Below are 20,294 nucleotides of genomic sequence, written 5' to 3' on the forward strand. Positions count from 1 at the left end.
CGGTCAGCATAACTTCAGGGGGCTACTCGAACTGGAGAATCACCTGCAGGGCGTTGTCGGGGGATTCGTCGAGTTCCCGGTACGCGTCGGGCGCACGCTCGAAGGGGAGTCGGTGAGTGACGACCCGGTCGGTTTCGATCCGACGGAGATACTCCCACGCCGTCTGGATGCGGCGGGATTTCGTCCACCGTCCCCGGTGGTCGGGCGCGAGCGTGCTCACCTGACTCGACACGACGTCGACCCGCCCCCGATGGAAGAACTCGCCGAGGGCGACGTCGGCCCGCTTGCGCCCGTACCAGGACCCGACGACGACCCGGCCGTCGTATCCGACGGCGTCGATAGCGTCGTTCAGCACGGCCGGACAGCCCGTCAGTTCGTAGACCAGGTCGACCCCGGGGGTCGCCTCGCTCGCCGACGTCGTCCATCCGGTCGGGGTGGAACGTCTCGTCCGCGCCCATCCGGTCGGCCAGTCGCCGCCGCGAGGCGACGGGTTCGACGACCGTCAGCCGTTCGAGCGGGAACGAAGCGAGGAGCTTTGCCGTGAACAGCCCGACGACGCCGGCACCGAAGACGACGACGCGCTCGCCGACCATCGGCCGGCCGTCCATGACGAGCGTCACGGCCGTCTCCGCCGTCGGCAGGAGCGAGGCGGTCTCCGGCGACACGTCGGCAGGGACGGGAAACAGTTGCTCCGGCGTCGCCGTGAAATGGCTCTCGTGAGGGTTGAACGCGAACACCGTCCGCCCGCGCCAGCGGTCGTCGATGTCGGCACCGAGGGCCACGACGTCGCCCACGGCGGAGTAGCCGTACTGGAAGGGGTAGGAGAACTCGCCCGCGAGCGCGTCGATGGTCGCGTCGACGTCGGTCTCCTCGGGGGCCTCACCCCGGTAGACGAGGAGTTCGGTGCCGCCGCTCACCGCCGAGACGCTCGTCTCGACCAGCACCTCGTCGCGCGCCGGGTCGGGGACGGCTACCTCCTCGACGCCGACCTGTCGTGGGCCGGTGAAGTAGAGCGCGGTCGCGCGCATCAGTTTCCCCGACGCACGCGCCGCGCTCGTTCGTCGGTGCGTTCGCTCGCCCCGCGCCGCGCGTCCGGGACGGTCGTCCCCAACTCGGCGTCGGCCGGATGGACGCGAGCGTGAACGACGGGATGGGTAGTGGTCACACACGACAATGAGGAAGGCGGGATTATTAGTCCTCGTCTCGGTGAAGGCGGCCGGTGACGGTCAGATAGTCGCGGGCGAACACGGCGAGCGACGGAACCGCCACTACCGCGGCGGCGGGATGGACCACGCGAACGGGGAGAAGCGGAAGCAACGCCGCCGTGATGAACGCCATCTGGAGGGCAGCCAGCGGTCGGCGAACGCGACTCGGCGAGAGGTCGAAGACCGGCCGACCGCGACGCTCGCGCCACGCGAGTCCGCCCCGATAGAGGTAGCGCGCGGCCGAGATGGAGAGATACCAGACCGGCAGTCGCCCCCAGGCGACGCCGACCAGCGGGGCGACGAGGAAACCGAGCGTGTCGAACGCGAGGTCGAGTCTCTCGCCCAGTTCCGTCCGCCGTCCGGCCGTCCGGGCCGTGGCCCCGTCGACGGCGTCGAGTGCGACGCCCACGCCGTAACAGAGTCCCGGCAGCCACGCGACCGCCGGCGTCGCGGGGGAACGAGCAGGAAGCCGGCGACGGCGGCGAAGAGCCCCCGCGGACGAGCGTGAGGTGATTAGCCGCCCCGAGGGCGGGAGACGGCGGCCCGTTCGCCGGGCGATTCGCGCCGAGGTTGTACCAGAGAAAGCCGACTTCGTAGGCGACGACGACGCCCGCCACGAGAAGCCAGCGGTCGGCGACAGTCACGGAGACGACGCCGGAGAGCGCGACGCGCCCCGCGACGGCCGCGCCCACCAACAGGAGAGTGACGCGCACCCACGCGAGCCGGAGACGCCCCCGTACCGAGCGGCTCATCGCTCGAAATCGGGGTCCGCGAGGTCGTCCAAGCGGACCATCCGATCCGCTGAGAGGCGCGTCCCCGACGCGGCGAGGTTCTCCACGACGTGATCCCGGTCGGTCGTCGAGGGAATGGGGACGACCCCCGCGTCACGTTCCACGCGAGGACGACCTGCGCCGGCGAGATGCCCCGCTCGCGAGCGATCTCCTCGACGGCCGGCTCCCGAAGCAGTCCGGGCGCGGACAGCGGCGAGTGGGCGACGACCCTGATGCCGCGTCGATGGCACGCCGTCACGAGATCGGTTCGTGGCCGGTAAGGGTGGCGCTCGACCTGTACGAGTTTCGGGGGATGCGCGCGAAATCGAGGACGTCGAGCAGCGTCTCCCGGTCGACGTTGCAGAGGCCGAGCGTCCGCGCGAGCCCCCGGTCGTGGAGCGACTCCAGGTCCCGCCAGACGGCTTCGAGACTCACGTCCGCCGTCCGTATCTCTCCGGTTTCGTTCCGCGGGAAGGCCATCGCCTCCTGTGTTTCGACCGGTCGTTCCGCGAGTCGCCGGAGGGGTCCGGTGTACGCCCACGCCTCGGGCCAGTGGACCATGTAGCAGTCGACGTACGCCGTCCCGAGTTCGCGGAGCGTCGACTCGCAAGCCTCCGTCGCGTGGCCGTGATTCGTGTTCCAGACCTTGCTCGCGAGAAAGACCGTCTCGCGGTCCGGGCTCCCGGGGCCGACAGCGCCTCCCCGAGCCGGTGCTCGTTGCCGTAGAGTTCGGCGGAGTCGAAGAACCGATAGCCCGCGTCCAGCGCCATTTCGATGGATTCGCGCCGGTCGACGTAGTCGCCGTCGCGGTAGCGCGAACAGCCGAATCCGACCGGCGGAAGGCGAACGGCGGCGCTCCCGTCGTTCCCGGCGCTCTCCTCGGGCGTCCAGACTGGGGGTGGGGACTCTGCGGCGACAGCCGACGAATCGGCGACCGATGATTCGACGTCGACGGGGCTCCCCGGTTCGGCGGCGTCCTCGATCGCCTCGCAGACGGCGACGAGATGGGCCGCCCGGGACGCGGAGCGGCGGTCGGGAGCCCCGCGTCGCACGCTCTCGGCCAGGCGTTCCGGCCCCGCGAGATACGGCGTTTCCCGGGCAGGCTCCTGCAGCGGCATCGCCGTGTAGGGTCGTCCCCGCCCCCGAACGAGACGAGGGGCCGGTCGCTACCCCCATGTCGCCCGCGTCCTCGACGTAGAGCGAGCCGTCGTCGCCGTGGAGCTCGAGGCTCGTGAACTCCCGGCTCCGGTGTGGCGCGTAGAAGCTCGCCGTGAGTCGGACCACCGGCCCGCCGGCCGTCGAGAGCGTCGCCTCGACGTGCGTCGGGCGCTCCGGTTCGTGGGACTCCCCGTCCGGCCAGAGGTCGACGGCGTCCGCGCTCCGGACCCGCGTCACGGGGCCGAACCACTCCACGAGCAGGTTCAGCGGATAGACGGCTCCGTCGTAGAGCGGTCCGACGCGGAGAAACGACGCCGGGTCGTCGTGCCACTCGGTCACTCGGCCGACGTGGGCGTGGGCGTACGCGAGGCGAACCGTGCCGAGACGGCCGTCGGCGAGGACGTGGCGAGCCTGTCGTTGGGTCTCGGATCGGTGGTTGAGCGGCGCGCATCCGAGCGCGACTCCCCGTCGTTCGGCGAGGGCGAGGAGGTCCGACGCCTCCGCGCCCGACAGCGCGAGCGGTTTCTCGCTGAAGACGTGTCTGCCCGCACGCAGGCATCGGCGCGTCACCGGCGCGTGCGCTTCGTGGCCCGTGAGATTCACCACGAGCGGCGCGGCCTCGGCGTCGAGCATCGCGTCGATGTCGGCGTAGGCAGTCGCGTCGCGTGGGGCGACCAGTTCCTCGGCGCGGGCGCGTTCGACGTCGCAGACGGCCGCGAGCGACAGCGTCGAGGCATCCAGCCCCGCGGCGTACAGCCCCGCGGCGGCCCCACAGCCGACGAACGCACACTCCATGTTCGGTCGGGGGGACGGGAGGACAAAAATCCCCCGCGGCCCGACTCTTTCATACCGTTGCCGCCCCGACAGTCGGCATGGCGCGCGTGGCGGTGCTCCACAACACGCTGGACCTCCGCGGGGAGCGGACGCCGTCTGTCTCCACGTCTGCGAGGCGCTCCAGGACCGCCACGACGTGACGCTGGTCACGCTCTCGCGGGCCTCGCTCGACGAACTCAACACCCTCTTCGGCACCGACGCCGACGTGGCCGTCGACCGACCGTTCGGCGGCCGTTCCGTCAGTCGGCTCCTCGACGGGCTGGCGGATCGCGCCGGCCCGCAACTCGCCGCCCGGAGCGTCCTGCTCGACCGGGCGTTTCGCCGGCGCGTGGACCGGTTCGACGTCGCCGTCAGCACCGCCAACGAGTTCGCGCTTCCCCTCCCGTCCGTCCAGTACGTCCACTTTCCGCAGTTCAATCGGCGACACGCGCCGTCGCCCGACGCCGGGCGGGTAAACGGGGTCTGGAGCCGACTCGCCGGCGTCGGCGACCGGACGCTCCCGCCGGACGCGACGCTCCTGTCGAACTCCGCGTGGACGGCGGGCGTCGTCGAGGCCATCTACGGCCGACGGCCGGCAGTCCTCTTTCCACCCGTCGATCCCATCCCGAGCGCGCGCTCGTGGGACGAACGGGAGGACGGCGTCGTCTTCGTCGGGCGACTCGCACCCGACAAACGCCCCCTGCGAGCGATTCGGATCGTCGACGGCGTCCGGGACCGCGGCCACGACGTCCACCTCCACGTCGTCGGCTCCGCGCCCCGCGCGTATCGGGGCTACGTCCGTCGTCTCGAAGCGGCGGCGGCGGACCGACCCCACGTCCACGTCGAACGGGACGCGAGTCGGGCGCGGGTCGAACGCCTGCTCGCGACCCACAAATACGGGCTGAACGCGAAACCGGACGAACATTTCGGCATGGCCGTCGCGGAGTACGTCGCCGCGGGGATGCTCGCGTTCGCGCCGAACTCGGGGGCAGCGCGGCGTCCTCGACGACGACCCCGACCGACTCTACGACAGCGACGACGACGCCGTCGGGTTGCTCACGGCGGCGATAGCCGCCGGCGACACCCCGACGCTCCCACGGGACCGGTACGCGAGCGACCGGTTCCACCGGGCGATTCGCCGCCGCGTGGGTCGGGTGGCGTGTCGATGACTGCACGGAATCGACGGTTGCGGCCGGACGTGGTGCGATGGCCCCTTCGGAATGGCGTGACCCACCGGTGCTTCGGTCGGGGAGTAGCTATGCAGGGCTCCGGTACGTATTAGAGCCTTCTCCCGAGATACTGACCGATGGTCGACAGACGGTCTCCGCTCTCGGAGTACAGGCCGGCGGACAGACACCTTCGATACGTCGGGGCCGGTCTCGTCTATCTCGTCGCGAGCATCCATCTGTTTCATCCCGAACGGGGCTTCCCGCGGCTGGTGTTGCTCGTAGCCACGGACAACGTGGCTCTGCTTCTCGGCGACCCGCGGCCGCTCCTGTTCGTGATTTCGGGAGTCGCCCTCGTCGGGGGGACGCTGCTCGTCGCCCGAGGGTTCCCCCGGAGACCGCTCTACGCCGGCGGCATCGCCCTGATGTGTACCTATATACTCGGCTATTTCGCGTGGCACCTCTCCGGCCACGGCGGCTTTCTCCCCGGGCGAGAGCCGCTCTACCACGGTCTCACTCCGCTGCAGGCCGTCGTCGATCATCTGCGGACGTATCCGGTCGCCAGGCTGTCGAAACTCGCGGAGACGCTCCTGCTGGTCGTCCTCGTCGTTCTCTATCGCAGGGAGGAGTAGCCAGTCCGTCGTTTTCGTGCGAACGGAGGATAGGTCGGTCGGTTCCGAGTTATTTGCCGGTGCGGCTGCACGCGACGAGTGTGCCGTCTTTCCGGGGCCGGAGGCCGGTATATGGTGTCGGGCCCACACGCGTCGTTCGAACGATGCGACGCTCGGTGAGGAGATAGGCGACGTTGTACGTTCCCTCCGTCACCGGTGTCGTGGATGACGACGTCGAATCCGTCGGCGTTTGTGCGACGATTGGTTCGGCGAAAAAGTGGACGCGAAACCCCTCGTCGACCCGTTCCGTTTCGAGATGTTCGAGATAATTGAGGCCGGTGTAGTCGGGATTCCGAGCGGGAGCGAGCGTATACTCGTACTCCGTGAGAAACTCGGTGACCGAGTCTCGCGTGAGTTCGTCCGGCCTCTCCGGTACGCCCTCGACGTCGAGGGAACGTGGACACGCCTCCGGTAACGCATCGTCGGGCGTTGGCGTCTCGGACTCTCTCTCTCCGTCGTCGCCGAGACACCCGGCCAGCAGGGCGGGGAGCGTGCCACAGACCCCGAGAAAGCAGCGTCGATTCATATCTACCCCGTCCCACCGGGAGCCAAAATATCTTCAGCAACGTTCAATCGTCGTTTATCCGTCCGGCGTGCGGTCCAACAGCCAGAGACGCTCGGAGCGCTCGAATCTCGGAATACGAATGTCCAGATATTCCGTGGAAATCAAGACGCTGATCAGAATCTAGTCGCGTTAACTTCGGCGTGAGTTGTGACGAATGGCGAGGGCTTGGAGCCACGATTCTGCTGTCGGCGGCTCACCATGGCGAAAACTATTTGCAAACGAGGAGGTTCGTCTCGCTATTTCTCAAAAGACACGTTCGATGGCGTTCCGATTTCCACGTGAAATCCTCCGGGTCGATATCCGTCTTCGTCGAGGACGTCTACCAAGTAATCGGCGTCACCGACGAGAAATTCGACGTGATCGAGTTGGGGTTCTGTCGTGCGAGTCGTCGAAACGCCGACCCGTCGAGAATGACGATGAAATGGTCATCTATCTCACGAAGATGTTCGAAGAACACGGATGTTGGCGTACCATCCGGTTCCTACCCCGACGCCGTCGGGCGGCACTTCCGCTCTAAGTCATGATTACTGTCAGAAACTGTATGGGACCGCTGAGAGTCGAACTCAGGTCCTACGGACCCCATCCGCAGAGGATACCACTACCCCACGGTCCCGTACTCGAATCCACGTGAGTATCGCGGTTAAGCGCTTCGTTTCGCTCCCGGTTCGTCAGACGAGGACGCGTTCCAGCGAGACGACTTCGCCAGCGTCGGCGTCGGGGTCGCCGACGAGACGGCCGAGACAGACCGCCGCGTCGTCGGGGGTGAAGCAGGCGACGAGGGCCCCCTCGTCGGCGTCGTCGACGTCGAGGACGCCCGGGGCGTACACCGGCGCGCCGTGAGCGATCTGTTCGGCGGCGCTCTCGGCGACGACGACGCGCGGGAGATGCGTGAGCGCCCGTTCGGCGGGGGCGACCACCTCACGGAGCGGCTCCTCGTCGCCCTCCTCGGCGAACGCGAGGGCGTCCACGAAGTCGTGGAGGGTGACGAGATCGGTGTCGTCGAAGGGGTCCGTCGCCGTCCGGCGGAGGTGGCCCATGTGCCCGCCGGTGCCGAGCGCCAGCCCCAGGTCGTGACAGAGTTTGCGGACGTAGGTGCCGCTCTCGCACCGAATCCGGAGGAGGACCTGCCGGTCCCGCCGTTCGAGGACGTCGAGGTCGTAGATTTCGCGGGTGCGCAGGCGGCGGGAGACGGCGCTCTTGCGCGGCGGTTTCTGGTAGATTTCGGTCTCGAACTCCGCGACGGTGGCTTCGAGGTCGTCGGGGGCGGGCCGTGGAGTTCGAGGACGGCGACGTACTCCTTCGAGCCCTCGAGGAAGACCTGCGCGAGGCGGGTGGCGTCGCCGAGCAGGACGGGGAGACAGCCGGTCACCTTCGGGTCGAGCGTGCCGGCGTGTGCAGCGCGGTCGACGTCGGCCAGATCACGCACCCAGCCGGCCACCTGATGGGCCGACGGACCGGGCGGCTTGTCGAGGTTGACGACGCCGAACGAGAGCAGTTCGTCGAGCGATCGGTCCGACGGCGGGTCACGAAGCGCCATCGTCAGAAGTCGTAGTCGACGCCCTCGATGGGGTGTTTGCCTTCGTCGACGGCGGGGCGATACCGTTCGACGGCCAGTTCGAGGATGGCGATCACGTCCTCCGGCCCCCACCGGGCCGTGTTCAACACCAAGTCGTAGATCGAGAGGTCGTCGATGGGGATGTCGTAGTACGTCGAGTAGCGGGTCTTCTCCGAGAACTCGCGCCGGAGCGTCTCCTCGCGGGCCAGATCGACGGATTTGTCCTCTCGGTCGGCGATGCGGGCCGCGCGGACGTCGATCGGTGCGTCGAGCCAGAACCGGAAGTCGGCGACGTCGCCCGCGAGCCAGCCGGCGAGACGCGACTCCAGCACGACGTCGTCCCGGTCGCGAGCGATGTCGTAGAGACGGCGGTCGAGGTCGCGGTCAATCCCCTCGTCCTCCTCGGCGAGTTCGTTGAATTCGACGGGAGTGAATCCGCGTTCGGCGGCGAGTTCGCGGAAGATGTCTCCGCCACTCACGTGTTCGAGATCGAACGCTTCGGCGAGGGCGGCGGCGGTGGTGCTCTTGCCACTGCCTGCCGGGCCGGAGACGGTCAGCAACATACACACCCTCCGAGCGGCGGATTGAAAGAGATTGTCTTTGCTCGCTCGGAACCGCGGCCGTCGTCCGATCAGGACGACGTCGGACTGATGTTGATGTTGAGGCTCTTGCGGATGATCTGGGTGAACCCCATCGAGCAGAGGAAGTACCAGACGATCCACGCCTGGATCGGGCCGAGCACCGGGTCGGTCCACGACTTCCGGCCGACGAGCGGGAGCACCAGCGGTTCGAGGTCGAACATCGGCGCCGTACCCCCGCCGATGCCGACGCCCCAGTACATCCACAGGAAGACGGGGATGGTGAGGAACATGATCCACACCATCGGACGGAACTGCTCTTTGAACATCCCCATCTGGTCGCCCATCGCCTCCATCTGTTCTTCCTGGACGCGGTCGAGGGCTTCCTCGTCGCCCGCCTCCTTGGCCTTCTTTCGTTTCTCCTGTATCTCCTGCATGCGCTCTTGATACTCGCCGACGACCTCGGTGTTCATCAGGTTCGCCTGCAGGATCGTCGAGTAGAGGCCGGTCACCAGCGCCAGCACCATCACGACAGCGTAGAACGGGAGCATCTGCTCGATGGGGCCGAGAACGACGTTCATGACGCCGCCGATGAGGTTCCGCATCGGGGCCCACGAGTAGCCCGCGAAGAGACCGACCGTGACGAGGGCGGCACCTTTGTCCCAGACGGACCACGAGGAACTCTCGGCCTCGCCGTCCGATCCGGACGCCACCTCGCCCGGTTTTTCGTCCTCGGCCGACAGTCCCGCGTGAGCGGCGTCGACGTCGGCCACTTCGAAGCCGGCGTCGCCGTCGACGAGGACGCCCTTCTCGATGAGTCGCCCCCACTGTCCGCTGGTGATGTCGTCGCGGACGTCGACCCACTTGACCTCGCCGTCCTCGGCGCTGTCGAGGACCGTCTCGACCGCCCCACGCATCTCGGGATCCTCGGAGACGAGGTTTCGCACCTTCTGCTCGATCCGTGCCATTACACTCCGGGTTCGCTGTCGGCGGTTAAGAACCTTTTACTCTGTCGCCGCCTCGACGACGTCCGTGATGCGTTCGAACACCTCGTCGGGGGTGCCCTCGCCGTCGACGGTTTCGAGGACGCCCTCGTCGCGGTAGTACTCGACGACGGGTTCGGTGTTCTCCTCGTAGACGCGGAGGCGTTCGCGGACCGTCTCCTCGGTGTCGTCGTCTCGCTGGACGAGTTCGCCACCGCACTCGTCGCAGACGCCCTCCTCTTCCGGCGGGTTGAACTCGACGTGGTAGTTCGCGCCACAGTCGTCGCAGACACGCCGGCCCGTGAGTCGGTCGACGAGTTCTTCCTCGCTCACGTCGAGGAAGACGACGGCGTCGAGGTCGGTCATGTCGGCGAGTTCCTCCGCCTGCGAGAGGTTCCGCGGGTAGCCGTCGAGAACGTAGCCGTCGGCCGAATCGAGCGCCTCGGCGACGATGGCGTTCACCACCTCGTCGGGGACGAGTTCGCCACGCTCCATATACTCGCGGGGCGCTCCGTACTCCGTCTCCATGTCCTTGTTCGCCCGGAGCGCGTCGCCGGTGGTGACGTGTTCGAGGTCGTACTCGTCGGCGAGACGCTTCGACTGTGTCCCCTTCCCGGCACCCGGCGCACCGAGCAGGAGGATATGTTTCTCACCCATACCCCACCCACCCGGCCCTCGCATAAAGAGTTGAAGAAATGCGCGAGCGGCTCCGGCCGCCCAGACCGACCGGGTTTTTGCACCGCCCCCACACAGAGAACGTATGACCCGTTTCGACGCTGCCGATCCGACCGAACGGCGGAAGCTGTTCGCCGACGCGGTCACCGCCCACCGCGAGCGAGACAGCGACTTCCTCACTGTCGAGGCCGACCCGACCGACAACGAAGCCGTCGCGCCGTGGATCCAGTTGGCCGTCGAGACGTTCAACCTCGACTGCACCGACGCCGAGTTAGACCGGGTGAAGGCGTTGCTCGACGAGTTCCCCGAGTTCCGCATCGACCGGCTCGAACGCCCGGAGGAGGCGGAGGGAACGAACGTCCGCATCACCGCCCGGTCGGACGCGAACCGGCTCGCGGCGTTCGTCGATCGGGCGTTTCAGGACGTCTACGGGCGCGACGACGACTATCGCGCCTGGGTCGTCCGGATCTGACGGGGGACGATGCCCGACAGCCCGCTCGCCGAGCCACCGCGTCCCGGCGACGCCGAGTCGGTGTTCGTCCACGCGAACGGGATTCGCCTGCACACGGTCAAGGCCGGCCCCGACGGCGGGCCGCTCGTCGTCCTCCTGCACGGCTTCCCCGAGTTCTGGTACGGGTGGCGCGAAGCCATCGAACCGCTGGCCGAGGCCGGCTTCCGGGTCGTCGTCCCCGACCAGCGCGGCTACAACCGGAGCGAGAAACCCCACGGCGTGGCGTCCTACCGCCTGGACGAACTCGCCGGCGACGTCGTCGCGCTCGCGGACGCCCTGGGCTACGACGCGGCCCACGTCGTCGGCCACGACCTGGGTGCGGCGGTCGCGTGGTGGACCGCGCTCCACCACCCCGACCGGGTGCGGACGTGTACCGCCGCGAACGTCCCCCATCCGACCGCGATGCGTCGTCGCCTCCGCGAGACGTGGAGCCAGCGGCGAAAGAGCTGGTACGTGCTCTTTTTCCAGCTCCCGAAGCTCCCGGAGCTGACGGTCCGTGCGGGCGACTGGTGGTTGTTCGTCCGGACGATGCGCCGAAGCAGCCGCCCGGGGACGTTCTCGGAGACGGCGTTCGACTACTACCGGACGGCGTGGGGCCGCCCGGGAGCGATACGGTCGATGCTGCACTGGTATCGGGCCGTGGGCCGCGAGCGGAGCGAGCCACGGACCGACCGCGTCGATCCGCCGACGCTCGTCGTCTGGGGGCAAACGACGAGTTCCTCGACCGGGAGCTGGCGAGCGAAAGCGTCGACTTCTGTCGCGACGGCCGCCTCGAACTGCTGTCGGAGGCGACCCACTGGGTCCAGCACGAACGCCCCGACCGGGTCGTCGCGTTACTTCGCGACCATTTCGACCGGTAGCGGAAGGCTCAACACGGGACGCGGAGAGTCGGGAGACGTGGGACGATTAGAGACGTTCTTTGGCGAGGACGCCGACCTGATCTACGACCGGAGCTTCCAGGTGCTGCTGCTGGGGAGCGTGGTCTCGCCGCTCGGCGCGTCGGTCGTCTCGCCGCTCCTGGATACGCTGACGGGCGTCTACGGCGTGGGCGAGGCGCGAATCGGACTGATGATGGCCGTCTTCACCGCACCCTCGATCGTCCTGATCCCTCTCGTCGGCGTCCTCTCGGACCGTTACGGGCGCAAACCGCTGTTGCTGGCCGGACTCGCGCTGTTCGGCGCGGCGGGCGTCGCCCTCGTCGGAACGACCGACTTCCGGGTCGTCCTCGCGCTCCGTCTCCTGCAGGGCATCGGCTACACCGGCATCGTCCCCGTCCTCATCGCCGCCGTCGGCGACCTCTACGCCGGCGGCCGCGAAGCGACCGCACAGGGCCTGCGCTTTACCGCCGTCGGCGTCTCGCTGACCGTGTTTCCGCTCATCGCGGGCATCGTCGTCGGCCTCGCGTGGCAGTATCCCTTCTACCTGTTCGCGCTCGGCCTCCCCGCCACCGTCGCCGTCGCCCTCCTCTTCGAGGAGCCGACGCGACGGAGCGCCCGAACGGAGGCAGACGGGGGCGACGGTGGCGGAACGTTCCGGGACCTGGCGGCACTGGTTCGGACGCCGGCGGTAGCCGCTGCCGTCGTCGGGCGGACGATCCCCTCTTTCCTCTGGTTTTGCTTTCTGACGTACAACTCCATCGTCGTCGTTCGGCTGCTCGACGGGACGTCGGGGCAGGCCGGGATGCTGGTCGCCATCGCCAGCGTCGCCAGTTCCCTCGGCGCGACGCAGGTGGGGCGACTGACCGCCGCGTTCGAGACGCGCAGAAACCCCCTCCTCGGCGGCACCCTCGCCTGTGCGGTCGGCCTCGCACTGCTCGGTACCGCGCCGTCGCTCCCGGTCGCGGGCGTCGGATCCGTCTGTATCGGCGCTGGCTTCGGGGTCGTCCTGTCGCTCTACCGGAGCCTGGCCACGGCGCTCGCCCCCGAGGCGCTCAGGGGGTCGCTGGTCAGCGTCGCCGAGTCCATCGGGCGCATCGGGAGCACGACGGCACCGCTGGTCGTCGGTGCGCTGGTCGCGCTCTCCCGGCCGACGCTCGGCTTCGTCGACGCCGTCCGATACACGCTCGTCGGCGTCGCCGCCGTCGCGATACTCGCCGGCGGCGTCTGTGCGTTCGTCGTCGACACGAACGGCCCGCAGGAAGCGGCGGTCTGACTCCGAGCGTCACGGCTTTGTCGCCCGCGACGCGACGCCCAGTATGTCCGACCTCGGGAAAGTCCCGCCCGACTTCTTCGACGAGCGCATCCGCCCGTATCTGGGAGCCGATCGGTCCGACGTCCGCCTCGGGCCGACCCACGGCGTCGACTTCGGCGTCGTCGACGTGGGCGACGCCGCCGTCGCCGTCGCCACCGACCCCGTCTCCGTCCTCCCGGATCTCGGCTTCGACCGCGCCGGCCGGTTCGCCCTCGACGTCGTCCTCGCGGACGTGGCGGTGAGCGGCCTCCCGCCGTCGCATCTCGCGATCTCCTTCACCCTCCCGCCGGAGATGGAAGACCAGGAGTTCGAGGCGGCCTGGCGCGCTATCGACGCCGAAGCGTCGGATTTGGGCGTGAGCATCGTCACCGGTCACACCGCCCGCTACGCCGGGTGTTCGTACCCGTGGATCGGCGGCGCGACGGCGTTCGCGGTGGGCGACCCCGCTGATCTGATCCGCCCCGATGGGGCCCGCCCCGGCGACGACCTGCTGGTGACGAAGGGACCGGCCGTCGAGGCGACGGGTCTGTTGACCACGCTCTTTCCCGACCAGATCGACCTGTCCCCGGCGCTGCTCGACGAAGCCCGGTCCCGCCTCGACGAGGCGAGTTGCGTCCGCGACGCGACGACGGCGGCAGCCGCCGGCCCCGTCACCGCGATGCACGACGCCACCGAGGGGGCCTCCACGGCGCGCTCGTCGAGATGGCCGAGAGCGCGGGCGTCCGCTTCGACGTCGACCGATCGTCGATCCCGCTCCGCCCGGGCGTGATGGCGACGTGCGACGCCCTCGACATCGACCCGTGGGCCGCCACCACGTCGGGGTCGCTGGTGCTGGCCGTCGACGCCGCCGGCAGCGACGCCGTCCTGTCCGCACTCGAAGCGCGGGGACGCCCGTCGCCCGCGTCGGGACGGTCCGCGGGGGCGACGGCGTCTACGTCGACGGCGAACGGATCGAACACCCGCGAGTCGACCCGTCGTGGGAGGCCTACGAGCGGCTGGCGCGACGGGCGCGCGAGGAGTAGCGGCCTATTCGACCCGCACGTCGAGCGACTCGAACGCCTCACCGGTCCACCGCCACGCCCGAACCTCGTCGTCGCGGGGCGAGACGATGGCGTAGACGTATCCGACCCACGTCGCCCGTTCCCGATCCGTGTCGCTCGGGGCGGCCGCGCTCTCGGGATGGGAGTGATAGAACCCGATCACCGACTCGCCCGCCGCCTCGGCGGCGTCGACGACGTCTATCGTCGCTTCGGGGTCGAGTTCGTACCGCGCGTGCGGATCGTCGGCCACGTTCGGGACGCGCCGAAGGTCAGTCACCCGGCCGTCGTCGCCGACGAGGACGCCGCACACCTCTCGCGGCGGGTCGCCGGCCGCGCCCTCCCAGGCGTGTGCGAGGAGTCGCCGGCGGACGCCGGGCGCGAGAACGAGTTCAGTCGAAGTCACGACGCATGGCGATTTCGAACCACGGACAGAGGCGCAGTTGCCGGTACCACTTCGGGTGGTCGTGGAGGTGTTCGTAGTCCACCCAGAGCATGCCGGCGATCTCCTCCTCGTTCGGGTCGAGGTCGACCTCGTCGAGGGTGAGTTTCAACACCGAACAGACCTCCCACTCCAGGCCCGCGTCCAAGTAGTAGCGCTTGTATTCGAACTTGTCCGTCACGCGCAGGTCGCTGTACTGGTCGGGCGTGACGCCGAGTTCCTCTTCGAGTCTGATCCGCGTCGCTTCCGTCTGCGTCTGGCCGACGCGGGGGTGGGAGGCGACGGTGCCGTCCCAGTAGGTGTCCCACAGGCGCTTCTCGGGACTGCGCTGTGCGAGGAGGATGCGCCCCTCGCCGTCGAAGACGAGCGACGTGAACGCCCGGTGGAGGGTGCCGTCGCCCGTGTGCGCGTCGAGACGGTTGGCCGTTCCCTGTTCGTTGTCGTCGGCGTCGACGACGATGACGTCCTGTCGAGCGTTCGGATGGGCCTCCGTGCCGGCGTCGGCGTCGTGGCCCTCGTTCGCATTCATGGGAGAACTAACGGAGAGGGGTGTAAAGATGGCTTCGATGCGGATGCGGGAGCCGGACCGGTCGTCGGATGCGAGCGCCCCGTAACGATTATTCGTCGGCCGACCGACCGTTCGACCATGGCGCAACTGCTCGACGACGACGAGATAGCCCGCCGTCTGCCGGAGGAGTGGGAGCGCGAGGGCGACGAAATCGTGCGCACCTACGAGTTCGACGACTACCTCAAGGGAGTCACCTTCGCGACGAAGGTGGCCGAAGTGGCGGAGGAGGAGTTCCACCACCCGGAGATACGCATCGGATACGAGGAAGTCGAGGTGCGCCTGACGAGCCACGAGGAGGGCGGTATCACCGAGAAGGACCTCCGGCTGGCGGACCTGTTCGACGACGAGCGATAATGGACGCCGCGTACGTCTTCCGCGTCCGGTTCCGCCTCGACCCGCGCGGGGTCCGCTTGGACCCCGCTGAGTTCGAGACGGTGTTGCGAAAGCCCGCGCCGGAACCCGGTTCGGAAGGCTGGAGGTTCTTCCGCGACGCCCTCTGGCGCGGCGAGGTGGCCGACGAGGCCCACCTCCGCGACCGGTTCGAGGACGTCCTCGGCGTCACCGTCACGGGCGTGGCGTTCAGCGAACTCGAGACGGACGAGGCGTATCTCGACGCCCTCGACGCCGCGATCGAGGCCGACCTCGACGCCTTCAACGCCGACAGCGTCCGCGAGGTCCGCCACAAGTATCTCGGCAGTTCGGTCCGCGTGGAGTGACGAACGCGGCCGCGCCGCCCCGCTCCCCGGGACGTCCCGCCGTCGACCCGCGTCGACGGAACACACTTATTCGCGCCTCCCCTATCCCCGTCCCTCATGGTCGCCGACGCCTACGACTTCTGGCTGTTCGACCTCGACGGCACCCTCGTCGACGTCGAGTGGCCGTACGTCCGGGAGACGTTCGACCGGGTCGGCGAGCGACTGGGTCGGGAGTTCTCGGATCACGAGGCCGAACGCCTCTGGTACGGCCTCGACGGCGCACGCGACGCACAGTTACGGACGTGGGGCGTCGACCCCGGGACGTTCTGGCCCGCCTTCCACGACGTCGAGGACCCCCGGGCGCGAGCGGAGGCGACGTACCTCCACGACGACGCCGCGTTCATCGCGACCGTCGACGCGCCGGTCGGGCTAGCCACGCACTGTCAGGAGTTTCTCACCGACCCGGTCCTCGAGCGACTCGACATCCGCGACTGGTTCGACGCCGTCGTCTGCTGTGACGAGGAACTCGGCTGGAAGCCCGACCCCGCGCCGGTGACGCGGACGATAGACGAGATGGGCGTCGACGGCGGGACTGGCGTCCTCGCGGGCGACGGCCCGAACGACGTCGGCGCGGCGTGGAACGCCGGCCTCGACGGCATCCACGTCGAACGCCACGGTCACGACCGGCGGGGGCAGTGCGTCCTCGGCGACTACCGGGTGCAGTCGTTCGACGAACTCACGCGTCCGGGTCGTAGTCACCGCGTCCGCGGGCGAGAATGAGGCCGTCGCTGGTCACGACGAGTTCGTACGCCTCGTAGTCGAAGCGGACGCCGACGTTGCCGCCGGGACTCGACGCGCGCGGTTCGAGCAGTTCTTCGAGCGCTTCCGCGTCGACGCTCTCGTAGAGCGGCGGGAGCGCGTCGGCGTCGACACCGGCGTACGACTCCACCGCCCGCACGATGGCGGTCCCGAGGTCGTCGGGACTCTCCCACTCGTGTCGCGTGACGAACTCCCAGTCGTTCGTCGCCGCGTCGAATTTCGTGCGCTCGGCCATCCGCTTTGCATCCGACGCGGCGAGCAGATCGAGGACGTAGTCGACGACCGCGTCGAGTCGATCACCGTCGCCCTTGCGGACGTATTCGGCGACGCCCGCTTCGTGGACCAGCGACTCGACGTCCTCCCACTCGCTCGCGGTGAACAACACGACGTCGAGGTCCGGATCGCGGTCGCTCGCCGCGAGGACGAACGGCGTCCCGTCGGCGAGCGTCAGCGAGTCGCTGACGAGGCAGTCGACCGTTTCCGTCTCCAGCAGCTGCAGTCCTTCCTCGGCGTCCGCCGCCGTGAGGAGCGTCACGTCGGACGCCTGCTGTTCGAATCGCCGTTTCGAGAGCCGTCGGATACCGCCGTCGTCGTCGACGTGGAGAACCGTCGGAGCGGACATACCGGCCGTAGGGATTCGTGCGATATAGGCTACCTGGCCGTTCCCGGTCGCTCGGCGTCGTATCCCGCGAGGGAGTCGACGATCGACGCCAGGCCGTCGAGCGCGTCGCGCAGGTCGGCCACGCCGCGTTTCTCCACCCGGTCGGGGTTCGCCCGCACGCTGACCGCCTCCTCGCCGAGGGGGACGAAGCCAAGACCGAGTTTCGCCGCCGTCGCCCGGAGGCCGAGGCCGGCGTCGGCGTCGCCCGCGGCCACTTTCCGGGCGGGGCTCTCGTGGGCTTTCACCGTCAGGTCGTAGCCGTCGATCGCGTCGGTCAGGTCGCGCCGATCGGCGTCTCTGTCCTCGGCGACGTCCGCGAGGGCGGCGTCGAGGCTCGCGCGCAGGCCCGAATCGCGCCCGCGATTGACGAAACGGAGGTCGCGGTCCACGAGGTCAGCGAGGCCGGAGACGTCGGCGGGGTTGCCGCCGGGGACGACGAGCCCCCACTCGCGCGTCCAGCCGCCGAGGTCGACCGTCTCCACCTCGCGGGAACTCGGGCCGGCGACGACGGCGACGTCCGGCAGGCCGTCGCGCAGGCGGCGCAGGCCCTCCCGACTGCCGACGGGGAGATAGCGCGGGGCGTCGACCCGATCGAGGAGGCGCGAGAGCGCGGGGTCGTCCTCGCCGACGCCGAGCAGCGCCGGCGGGCGGACGTCCGGCGAGAACAGTCGGACGGCGACCGTTTCGCCCTCGGCGAGATACTCGGTGTCGGGCGGCACCTCGACGACGCCGTCGGCTTCGACGAGGCTCGTCGTCGCGCCGCTGCCCTTGTCGACCGGGTAGACGAGCGTGTTCCCCGCTCCGTCCTCGACCAGGCCGGCGGGCATCAGGCGCAGCCGCCCCTCGCTGTAGCGTTCGCGGACGGCCATCTCGCCGCGCACCGTCGCCGTCTCCGGTTCGGGCAGCCCCGCCGCCTGCCGGAGTTTCGGCGCGACGAACGTCCGGAAGATGGTCAGCGCGGAGACGGGGTAGCCGGGCAGGCCGACGTACGCCGACTCGCCCGGCCCCTCGCCGCCGTCGAGGCGGCCGATCAGCATCGGTTTCCCCGGTTTGACTGCGACGCCGTGAAGCAGGAGTTCGCCCCGCGACTCGACGACGCGGTAGATGACGTCGACGGCGCTGGCGCTGGTCGACCCCGACGAGAGCACGAAGTCACACTCCTCGGCGGCCTCCAGGAGAACGCGCTCCATCTCGTCGTAGTCGTCGCCGACGTGGGGGTAGAGACGCGCCTCGCCGCCCGCTTCCTCGACGCCCGCGGCGATGGTGTAGCTGTTGACGTCGTAGATCTCGCCGGCGTCGGAGTCGAGCGGGCTTCCCGGGCGGACGAGTTCGTCGCCGGTCGAGACGATGCCGACGACGGGTTTCCCACGAACGGGCACCGAGTCGACGCCGAGCGCGGACAGCAGGCCGATCTCTCGCGGCGTCAGACGCGTTCCCGGCCCGAGCGCGCGAGCGCCCGCCGCCACGTCCGCGCCCGCGATCATCACGTTGTCGCCGGGGGCGACGGCGGTCCGGACGGCGACGTCGCCGGCGTCCGTCAGGTCGGTCCGTTCCACCATCACCACCGCGTCCGCGCCCGGCGGCGTCACCGCGCCTGTCGAAATCTCGACGCACGTCCCCGGGTCGACGGTCACGTCGGGTTCGGTGCCCGCGTGAACCTCGCCGACGAGGTCGAGTTCCGCCGGGTCGGCCTCGTCCGCGCCGAAGGTGTCCCGCGCACGGACGGCGTAGCCGTCCATGCTCGCCCGGTCGAACCCCGGCACGTCGAGCTGGGCGTCGACGCGTTCGGCGAGGACGCGCCCCCGGGCCTCGGCCAGGTCGACCGTCTCGGTTCCGGGGTCCAGATCCAGGCGCTCGATCGCCTCGCGCGCCGTCTCCGGCGCGGCGAGGTCGCGGAACTCCCGTCGGTCCGTCATCGGCGGACACCCCCGATTACGGACGTCGGAAGTCGCAGTCCGCGAGCGAACGCGAGCGGAATCGTCTTCCGGAATCCGCTCATGCCGACCACTCCCAGTTCTCGACGTCGACGGCCGACCCCTCGGTCAGCCCCTCGCGCTCCTCGGGGACGACGACCCACCCGTCGGCGAGGGCGACGCTGGACAGGACGCCCGAACCGGACGCCCGCGTCGGCGTCGCCACCCGTTCTCCGTCGGCTTCGTGCAGGCGGACGCGCGCGAACGTCCGCGTCCCGGGCTCGCTCGAAATCTTCCGCGTGAGTCGCGCCTCGACGGTCGGATGGGGGTCGACGGGGAGCCGTCCCGCCCGCTTGAGCACGGGGCGGAGAAACTGGACGGCGTTGATGATACACGCCACGGGGTAGCCCGGGAGCATGATCACGGGCGTCTCCTCGACGACGCCGAGCGCGACGGGGTGGCCGGGTTTGAGGGCGACGCCGTGGACCAGTACGTCGCCGATGTCGTCGACGACGTCGACGACGTAGTCGCGTTCGCCGACCGAGGACCCGCCGGTCGTGACGACGACGTCCTTGTCGAGGTCCCGCTGAATCGCCGCCCGGAGCGCGCTCGGATCGTCGGTGACGACGTCGCGGTAGGTGGGCTGTCCGCCCCACCGATCGACCAGTTGCGAGACGGTCAGGCCGTTGGTCTCGATGACCTCGCCCGGGTCCGGATCGCTCTGGACGAGTTCCTCGCCCGTCGGAATCACGCCCGCCGTCGGGGCGTCGTACGCCTCGATCCGGTCGATGCCGACCGACTTCAGCAGGCCGAGGTCGGACGGCCGGAGTCGGTGGCCGGGTTCGTAGAGTTCCTGTCCCTCGGCGACGTCCTCGCCGACGTCGCCGACGTTCTCGCCCTCGGCGACGGCGTCGAACACCTCCACCTCGTCGCCGACGGCGTCGGTGTGTTCGATCATCACGACGGCGTCGGCCCCCGGCGGCAGGTCGCTCCCGGTGTGGACGCGGACGGCGTCGCCGGGGTCGACCGACGCCTCGCTCTCGCGGAGGACGGTCGGCGACCGGTCGCTCGCGCTGAAGGTGTCCTCGGCGCGGACGGCGTAGCCGTCCATCGCCGCCCGGTCGTATCCGGGGACGGGGTTCGGGGCTGTGAGCGTCGTCGCCACCACCCGTCCGTCGGCGCGCGAGAGCGGGACGTGCCGCGTCCGTTCGTGTGGCGTCACCGCCGAGAGGATGGCCTCCCGGGCGTCGGCGACGCGGGTCCGGTCTTTGAACCCGGCGTGTCTGAGGTCGTCGTGGCTCATACACGTCCCTACGTCG

Annotated in this window: 20 protein-coding genes, 1 tRNA gene and 6 pseudogenes; 9 read left to right on the top strand and 18 right to left on the bottom strand. The window is 69.4% G+C overall.

The features are described from left to right. Positions 1–14: 14 nt before the first annotated feature. From ACFQJD_RS13085 to ACFQJD_RS13110, 6 genes and pseudogenes are all read right to left on the bottom strand, one after another. On the bottom strand, positions 15–1,028 hold the full coding sequence (locus ACFQJD_RS13085) for a hypothetical protein (protein WP_379798780.1): 1,014 nt from the start codon (positions 1,026–1,028) through the stop codon (positions 15–17). Beyond that, positions 1,028–1,165 (bottom strand): hypothetical protein, encoded by a 138-nt coding sequence (locus ACFQJD_RS13090; protein ID WP_379798782.1) that lies wholly within the window; start codon positions 1,163–1,165, stop codon positions 1,028–1,030. The genes ACFQJD_RS13085 and ACFQJD_RS13090 overlap by 1 nt, the downstream gene beginning before the upstream one ends. Before the next feature lie 26 nt (positions 1,166–1,191). Continuing rightward, positions 1,192–1,614, bottom strand: coding sequence for a CDP-alcohol phosphatidyltransferase family protein (locus tag ACFQJD_RS13095; protein ID WP_379798784.1), 423 nt, complete (start codon positions 1,612–1,614; stop codon positions 1,192–1,194). A 339-nt stretch (positions 1,615–1,953) separates the two neighbouring features. Beyond that, positions 1,954–2,100, bottom strand: a complete 147-nt coding sequence (locus ACFQJD_RS13100) for a hypothetical protein (protein WP_379798786.1) — start codon at positions 2,098–2,100, stop codon at positions 1,954–1,956. A 130-nt stretch (positions 2,101–2,230) separates the two neighbouring features. After that, positions 2,231–3,093, bottom strand: a pseudogene (locus ACFQJD_RS13105) (aldo/keto reductase). 139 nt (positions 3,094–3,232) lie between these two features. Next, positions 3,233–3,928: pseudogene (locus ACFQJD_RS13110) on the bottom strand (Gfo/Idh/MocA family protein); the annotation flags it as partial. A gap of 175 nt (positions 3,929–4,103) precedes the next feature. Between ACFQJD_RS13110 and ACFQJD_RS13115 the strand changes: the two are divergent. Together ACFQJD_RS13115 and ACFQJD_RS13120 are read left to right on the top strand one after the other, a co-directional pair. After that, on the top strand, positions 4,104–5,228 hold the full coding sequence (locus ACFQJD_RS13115; protein WP_379798788.1) for a glycosyltransferase: 1,125 nt from the start codon (positions 4,104–4,106) through the stop codon (positions 5,226–5,228). Between the two features lie 24 nt (positions 5,229–5,252). Beyond that, positions 5,253–5,744 carry a hypothetical protein gene (locus ACFQJD_RS13120; protein WP_379798790.1) on the top strand — a complete coding sequence of 164 codons (492 nt, stop codon included), beginning with the start codon at positions 5,253–5,255 and terminating at the stop codon, positions 5,742–5,744. Between the two features lie 49 nt (positions 5,745–5,793). Here ACFQJD_RS13120 and ACFQJD_RS13125 read toward each other — a convergent pair whose 3' ends face one another. The 7 genes and pseudogenes from ACFQJD_RS13125 to ACFQJD_RS13155 all read right to left on the bottom strand — a co-directional run bounded on the left by ACFQJD_RS13125 (position 5,794) and on the right by ACFQJD_RS13155 (position 10,121). After that, positions 5,794–6,309: a hypothetical protein gene (locus ACFQJD_RS13125; protein ID WP_379798793.1), complete on the bottom strand. Its 516-nt coding sequence runs from the start codon at positions 6,307–6,309 to the stop codon at positions 5,794–5,796. Positions 6,310–6,477: 168 nt separating this feature from the next. Next, positions 6,478–6,627 (bottom strand): annotated as a pseudogene (locus tag ACFQJD_RS13130) (IS6 family transposase); the annotation flags it as partial. 263 nt (positions 6,628–6,890) lie between these two features. Beyond that, positions 6,891–6,961: transfer RNA gene (locus tag ACFQJD_RS13135), tRNA-Pro, on the bottom strand. Positions 6,962–7,016: 55 nt separating this feature from the next. Next, positions 7,017–7,885: pseudogene (locus ACFQJD_RS13140) on the bottom strand (RNA-guided pseudouridylation complex pseudouridine synthase subunit Cbf5). A gap of 2 nt (positions 7,886–7,887) precedes the next feature. After that, positions 7,888–8,466: a (d)CMP kinase gene (cmk, locus tag ACFQJD_RS13145; RefSeq protein WP_379798795.1), complete on the bottom strand. Its 579-nt coding sequence runs from the start codon at positions 8,464–8,466 to the stop codon at positions 7,888–7,890. 68 nt (positions 8,467–8,534) lie between these two features. Next, complete coding sequence (locus tag ACFQJD_RS13150; RefSeq protein WP_379798798.1) at positions 8,535–9,449, bottom strand: DUF106 domain-containing protein; 915 nt, start codon at positions 9,447–9,449, stop codon at positions 8,535–8,537. 36 nt (positions 9,450–9,485) lie between these two features. After that, positions 9,486–10,121, bottom strand: a complete 636-nt coding sequence (locus ACFQJD_RS13155; RefSeq protein WP_379798800.1) for an adenylate kinase — start codon at positions 10,119–10,121, stop codon at positions 9,486–9,488. A gap of 103 nt (positions 10,122–10,224) precedes the next feature. On the opposite strand from ACFQJD_RS13155, the gene ACFQJD_RS13160 reads away from it, so the two are divergent. The 4 genes and pseudogenes from ACFQJD_RS13160 (at position 10,225) to ACFQJD_RS13175 (ending at position 13,862) form a co-directional block, all read left to right on the top strand. Next, complete coding sequence (locus ACFQJD_RS13160) at positions 10,225–10,611, top strand: hypothetical protein (protein WP_379798802.1); 387 nt, start codon at positions 10,225–10,227, stop codon at positions 10,609–10,611. 9 nt (positions 10,612–10,620) lie between these two features. Beyond that, a pseudogene (locus ACFQJD_RS13165) lies at positions 10,621–11,510 on the top strand (alpha/beta fold hydrolase). A 100-nt stretch (positions 11,511–11,610) separates the two neighbouring features. Continuing rightward, positions 11,611–12,801 (top strand): MFS transporter, encoded by a 1,191-nt coding sequence (locus ACFQJD_RS13170; protein ID WP_379800516.1) that lies wholly within the window; start codon positions 11,611–11,613, stop codon positions 12,799–12,801. 43 nt (positions 12,802–12,844) lie between these two features. Continuing rightward, a pseudogene (locus ACFQJD_RS13175) lies at positions 12,845–13,862 on the top strand (AIR synthase family protein). A gap of 4 nt (positions 13,863–13,866) precedes the next feature. Here ACFQJD_RS13175 and ACFQJD_RS13180 read toward each other — a convergent pair. Both ACFQJD_RS13180 and ACFQJD_RS13185 read right to left on the bottom strand, forming a co-directional pair. After that, positions 13,867–14,283 (bottom strand): desampylase, encoded by a 417-nt coding sequence (locus tag ACFQJD_RS13180; RefSeq protein WP_379798804.1) that lies wholly within the window; start codon positions 14,281–14,283, stop codon positions 13,867–13,869. Beyond that, positions 14,270–14,848, bottom strand: coding sequence for an NUDIX hydrolase (locus ACFQJD_RS13185; protein WP_379798806.1), 579 nt, complete (start codon positions 14,846–14,848; stop codon positions 14,270–14,272). Before ACFQJD_RS13185 ends, ACFQJD_RS13180 begins: the two co-directional genes overlap by 14 nt. Before the next feature lie 117 nt (positions 14,849–14,965). Between ACFQJD_RS13185 and ACFQJD_RS13190 the strand changes: the two genes are divergently transcribed. From ACFQJD_RS13190 to ACFQJD_RS13200, 3 genes are all read left to right on the top strand, one after another. Beyond that, complete coding sequence (locus ACFQJD_RS13190; RefSeq protein ID WP_379798808.1) at positions 14,966–15,241, top strand: 4a-hydroxytetrahydrobiopterin dehydratase; 276 nt, start codon at positions 14,966–14,968, stop codon at positions 15,239–15,241. Beyond that, positions 15,241–15,603, top strand: a complete 363-nt coding sequence (gene lwrS, locus ACFQJD_RS13195) for an LWR-salt protein (protein WP_379798810.1) — start codon at positions 15,241–15,243, stop codon at positions 15,601–15,603. Before ACFQJD_RS13190 ends, lwrS begins: the two co-directional genes overlap by 1 nt. A gap of 96 nt (positions 15,604–15,699) precedes the next feature. Further along, entirely contained in the window at positions 15,700–16,362 is a 663-nt protein-coding gene (locus ACFQJD_RS13200) for an HAD family hydrolase (RefSeq protein WP_379798812.1), read from the top strand. Here the strand turns inward: ACFQJD_RS13200 and ACFQJD_RS13205 are convergent. The 3 genes from ACFQJD_RS13205 to glp all read right to left on the bottom strand — a co-directional run bounded on the left by ACFQJD_RS13205 (position 16,319) and on the right by glp (position 20,278). Then, complete coding sequence (locus ACFQJD_RS13205; RefSeq protein WP_379798813.1) at positions 16,319–17,023, bottom strand: HalOD1 output domain-containing protein; 705 nt, start codon at positions 17,021–17,023, stop codon at positions 16,319–16,321. The genes ACFQJD_RS13200 and ACFQJD_RS13205 overlap by 44 nt on opposite strands. A 29-nt stretch (positions 17,024–17,052) precedes the next feature. After that, positions 17,053–18,978, bottom strand: coding sequence for a molybdopterin biosynthesis protein (locus ACFQJD_RS13210; protein WP_379798815.1), 1,926 nt, complete (start codon positions 18,976–18,978; stop codon positions 17,053–17,055). Between the two features lie 79 nt (positions 18,979–19,057). Then, positions 19,058–20,278, bottom strand: a complete 1,221-nt coding sequence (glp, locus tag ACFQJD_RS13215; RefSeq protein ID WP_379798816.1) for a gephyrin-like molybdotransferase Glp — start codon at positions 20,276–20,278, stop codon at positions 19,058–19,060. Positions 20,279–20,294: the final 16 nt, after the last annotated feature.

Source organism: Haloplanus sp. GCM10025708 (genome assembly GCF_042663985.1).
In the GTDB taxonomy this organism is placed as follows: Archaea; Halobacteriota; Halobacteria; order Halobacteriales; family Haloferacaceae; genus Salinirarus; species Salinirarus marinus.

What these genes read in the sequence shown, in the direction of transcription:
- ACFQJD_RS13085 (WP_379798780.1), bottom strand. Translation starts at nt 1,028, where the DNA reads ATGCGCGCGACCGCGCTCTACTTCACCGGCCCACGACAGGTCGGCGTC.
- ACFQJD_RS13120 (WP_379798790.1), top strand. Translation starts at nt 5,253, where the DNA reads ATGGTCGACAGACGGTCTCCGCTCTCGGAGTACAGGCCGGCGGACAGA.
- ACFQJD_RS13125 (WP_379798793.1), bottom strand. Translation starts at nt 6,309, where the DNA reads ATGAATCGACGCTGCTTTCTCGGGGTCTGTGGCACGCTCCCCGCCCTG.
- cmk (WP_379798795.1), bottom strand. Translation starts at nt 8,466, where the DNA reads ATGTTGCTGACCGTCTCCGGCCCGGCAGGCAGTGGCAAGAGCACCACC.
- ACFQJD_RS13150 (WP_379798798.1), bottom strand. Translation starts at nt 9,449, where the DNA reads ATGGCACGGATCGAGCAGAAGGTGCGAAACCTCGTCTCCGAGGATCCC.
- ACFQJD_RS13155 (WP_379798800.1), bottom strand. Translation starts at nt 10,121, where the DNA reads ATGGGTGAGAAACATATCCTCCTGCTCGGTGCGCCGGGTGCCGGGAAG.
- ACFQJD_RS13160 (WP_379798802.1), top strand. Translation starts at nt 10,225, where the DNA reads ATGACCCGTTTCGACGCTGCCGATCCGACCGAACGGCGGAAGCTGTTC.
- ACFQJD_RS13185 (WP_379798806.1), bottom strand. Translation starts at nt 14,848, where the DNA reads ATGAATGCGAACGAGGGCCACGACGCCGACGCCGGCACGGAGGCCCAT.
- ACFQJD_RS13190 (WP_379798808.1), top strand. Translation starts at nt 14,966, where the DNA reads ATGGCGCAACTGCTCGACGACGACGAGATAGCCCGCCGTCTGCCGGAG.
- lwrS (WP_379798810.1), top strand. Translation starts at nt 15,241, where the DNA reads ATGGACGCCGCGTACGTCTTCCGCGTCCGGTTCCGCCTCGACCCGCGC.
- ACFQJD_RS13200 (WP_379798812.1), top strand. Translation starts at nt 15,700, where the DNA reads ATGGTCGCCGACGCCTACGACTTCTGGCTGTTCGACCTCGACGGCACC.
- ACFQJD_RS13205 (WP_379798813.1), bottom strand. Translation starts at nt 17,023, where the DNA reads ATGTCCGCTCCGACGGTTCTCCACGTCGACGACGACGGCGGTATCCGA.
- ACFQJD_RS13210 (WP_379798815.1), bottom strand. Translation starts at nt 18,978, where the DNA reads ATGACGGACCGACGGGAGTTCCGCGACCTCGCCGCGCCGGAGACGGCG.
- glp (WP_379798816.1), bottom strand. Translation starts at nt 20,278, where the DNA reads ATGAGCCACGACGACCTCAGACACGCCGGGTTCAAAGACCGGACCCGC.